General features: G+C 53.2%; 2 protein-coding genes and 1 pseudogene. All 3 read left to right on the top strand.

Features of this window, described 5'->3' with window-relative positions:
* Nucleotides 1-473: pseudogene (locus tag AAC083_RS22885) on the top strand (pyridoxal-phosphate dependent enzyme); the annotation flags it as partial.
* Nucleotides 470-1276, top strand: a complete 807-nt coding sequence (trpA, locus tag AAC083_RS03925) for a tryptophan synthase subunit alpha (protein ID WP_101325300.1) — start codon at nt 470-472, stop codon at nt 1274-1276. The pseudogene AAC083_RS22885 and the gene trpA, both read left to right, overlap by 4 nt.
* Nucleotides 1277-1958: 682 nt before the next feature.
* The coding region (locus AAC083_RS03920; RefSeq protein ID WP_219927860.1) for an SIR2 family protein at nt 1959-2904 on the top strand (946 nt) is incomplete at its 3' end.

Raw genomic sequence — 2904 nt, 5'->3', positions numbered from 1 at the left:
ACAAAGAGGTGCGTCTGATCGGGGTCGAGCCGGGCGGTCACGGCATCGAGAGCGGCGAGCACGGTGCGCCGCTGGGTCACGGCAGCAAGGGGGTCTTCTTTGGCATGCACTCCTACCTGATGCAAGACAAGCAGGGGCAAATTCAGGAGTCCTACTCCGTCTCGGCAGGGCTCGACTTCCCCTCCGTCGGCCCGCAGCACGCCCATCTGGCCTCCATCGGCCGCGCCGAATATGTCTCCATCACAGACCGGGAGGCGCTGGACGCCTTCCAGGAGCTGGCCAAATCCGAAGGCATTATCCCGGCGCTGGAGTCCTCCCACGCGCTGGCCCACGCCCTCAAGATGGCCCGCAGTGAACCGGAGAAAGAGCAGGTGCTGATCGTCAACCTCTCCGGCCGTGGCGACAAAGATATCTTCACCGTTGCCGATATCTTGGAAACAGAAAGCTTTGAGAAAGAAGGAACCTTGTCATGAACCGTTACGCACAACTCTTCTCCCGTCTGGATGCGGTCAATCAGGGCGCCTTTGTACCGTTCGTGATGCTGGGTGACCCCACCCCCGAACTCTCCCTGGCCATCGTTGATGCGCTGGTCGCAGGGGGCGCCGATGCCCTCGAACTCGGCATTCCCTTCTCCGATCCGGTGGCGGATGGCCCCACCATTCAGGGCGCCGCCCTGCGCGCCTTCGAGAGCCACACCACCCCGGACGACTGCTTCGAGCTGCTTGGCCGCATCCGCGCCAAGTACCCGCAGCTGCCCATTGGCCTCTTGGTCTATGCGAATCTGGTTTATGTGCGCCAGATCGACGGTTTTTATGAGAAGTGCCAGCAGGCGGGCGTGGATTCGGTGCTGGTCGCCGACGTGCCGGTGCAGATGTGCGCCCCCTACAAGGCAGCCGCCGACAAGTTCGGCATCGACAGCATCTTTATCGCCCCACCCAATGGCGATGCCGAGACCCTGAAACAGGTGGCGGAGCTGGGCAGTGGTTACACCTATCTGGTGAGCCGCGCTGGCGTCACCGGTGCCGAGACCAAGGCCGGCATGCCGGTAGATGGCCTGATCAATACCCTGCGCGAGTTCAACGCCCCCCCCGCCCTGCTCGGCTTTGGCATCAGCGAACCGGCGCAAGTACGTGAAGCGATAGCCGCTGGCGCCGCCGGTGCCATCTCGGGTTCGGCCGTGGTGAAGATCATCGAGACCCACCACCAGAACCCGGAGCATATGCTCACTCGCCTGAAAGAGTTTGTGGAAGGGATGAAGGCCGCGACCAATAGATAAGGCCGGGTATGGGGTCAGCTGTCTGTGACCCTGAGTTGCCAGTTCGCATAGCCACACCAGAACCACGCGAAAGGGAGCCTGACCGACTCCCTTTCTTTTTATCTCGCTTGCACCCGCTTGCAGCTCTGCGCGTGTTGATCCCTCTCCCTCCGGGAGAGGGTCAGGGTGAGGGCGGCTTTGCATTCCCTGCCAAATGAGTTGCTCACCCAAAGCACAACCGATGACTAATTTATTGATCCAACACAGATTCCCGCCAAAACCCGCTTCTCAACGCACCACCCTCCCCCTTAAGATACCCGAATGACAATCAACCTCTCGGAAGAACGCCATGAAAGCGATTGTTGCTATCTCGCAGGTTAACAGCAGCAAACTGGGGGCTGAAACTCAGGGGCGGTAGCGTGGTTTTTGTAGGTTGGCGCTGAGCGTAGCGAAGCCCAACAGGCGAGTATTATTTCGCCAACAAGATCCGGACAAACAAGGATGTGGCAGAACCGTAAAACAGATTTTCAGATATATTCGCGGTAAACGTTGGGCTTCACTTCGTTCAGCACCAACCTACGATTTTTAGCCCAACATACGAGATGGGCAAAACTAGTCATAGCCAACATACAAAAGATGGGCGTTCTAGTCTGTAGGATATCCGCTATATGATAGCGCAGAGCTAAAACAAGGTTTGAGAAAAATGGATAAAGTATCACTACAGTATGATATTTCTGATTTATCTGAATTTATGCGTAAAGCTAAGGATAAAAATAAGCCTTTTGTATTTTTTACTGGTGCAGGTTGCTCCTTCACAGCGGGAATTCCACTGGCAAAAAAACTAATCGAAGATATGCATAAAAATTTCAAAGCTGAGCTAAAGTTGCTAGTGGGGGCGGATCGCGAAGACTATGGAAAATGCATGGCACAAATTGGTCGTGATGATCGTAGACAGTTTCTTAAAACCTATATTGACGAGGCGAAGATCAACTGGGCACATATTGCATTGGCGTGTTTACTGCGGGAAGGGTATATAGGCCGCGTTCTAACTTTTAATTTCGATAATCTATTGGCGCGTAGCTGTGGATTATTAGGTTTGTACCCCGCTACTTACGATTTCACTGCTGCCAACTTAAACCTCTATCATCTGATTGATAATCCAGCGGTTGTGCATCTACATGGACAGAGCCACGGCTTTGCACAGCTTAACTCTGATAAAGAAACAGCCGAACATGCAACACAATTAAGCCAATTCGTTTGTGCGACACTGAATGAATCACCAGCATTATTTATTGGCTACAGTGGGTTAGCGGATGCTTTCTTTCCACAGATTAAAGATCATTTTTCTGGCCAGCATCGACTGTTTTGGGTCGATATGGCAGAGCAAGCCCCTGCACATATTGCTGATTCTATTTTACAAACAAGCTTAGCGCACTATATGCGCTGTGCTGATGGGGCTGATTTATTTTTGATCGAATTGGCTCAGAAGCTAGATTGCTTTCCACCAATGATCTTTACGGATCCATTCACTCACCTTCTCGAAGAGCTAGAAGCTGTCACCGCCTACCCGCAGAGTGATCAGAGTACTGATATTTCTGCGAGTTCTGAGAGTTCTGAGAGTTCTGAGAGTTCTGAGAGTTCTGAGAGTT

The sequence above is a fragment of the Aeromonas sp. HMWF014 genome (assembly GCF_963878295.1).
GTDB lineage: Bacteria > Pseudomonadota > Gammaproteobacteria > Enterobacterales > Aeromonadaceae > Aeromonas > Aeromonas popoffii.
Note: the sequence above shows the minus strand (reverse complement) of the source record. Positions and strands in the feature narration are given on the sequence as shown.

What these genes read in the sequence shown, in the direction of transcription:
- trpA (WP_101325300.1), top strand. Translation starts at nt 470, where the DNA reads ATGAACCGTTACGCACAACTCTTCTCCCGTCTGGATGCGGTCAATCAG.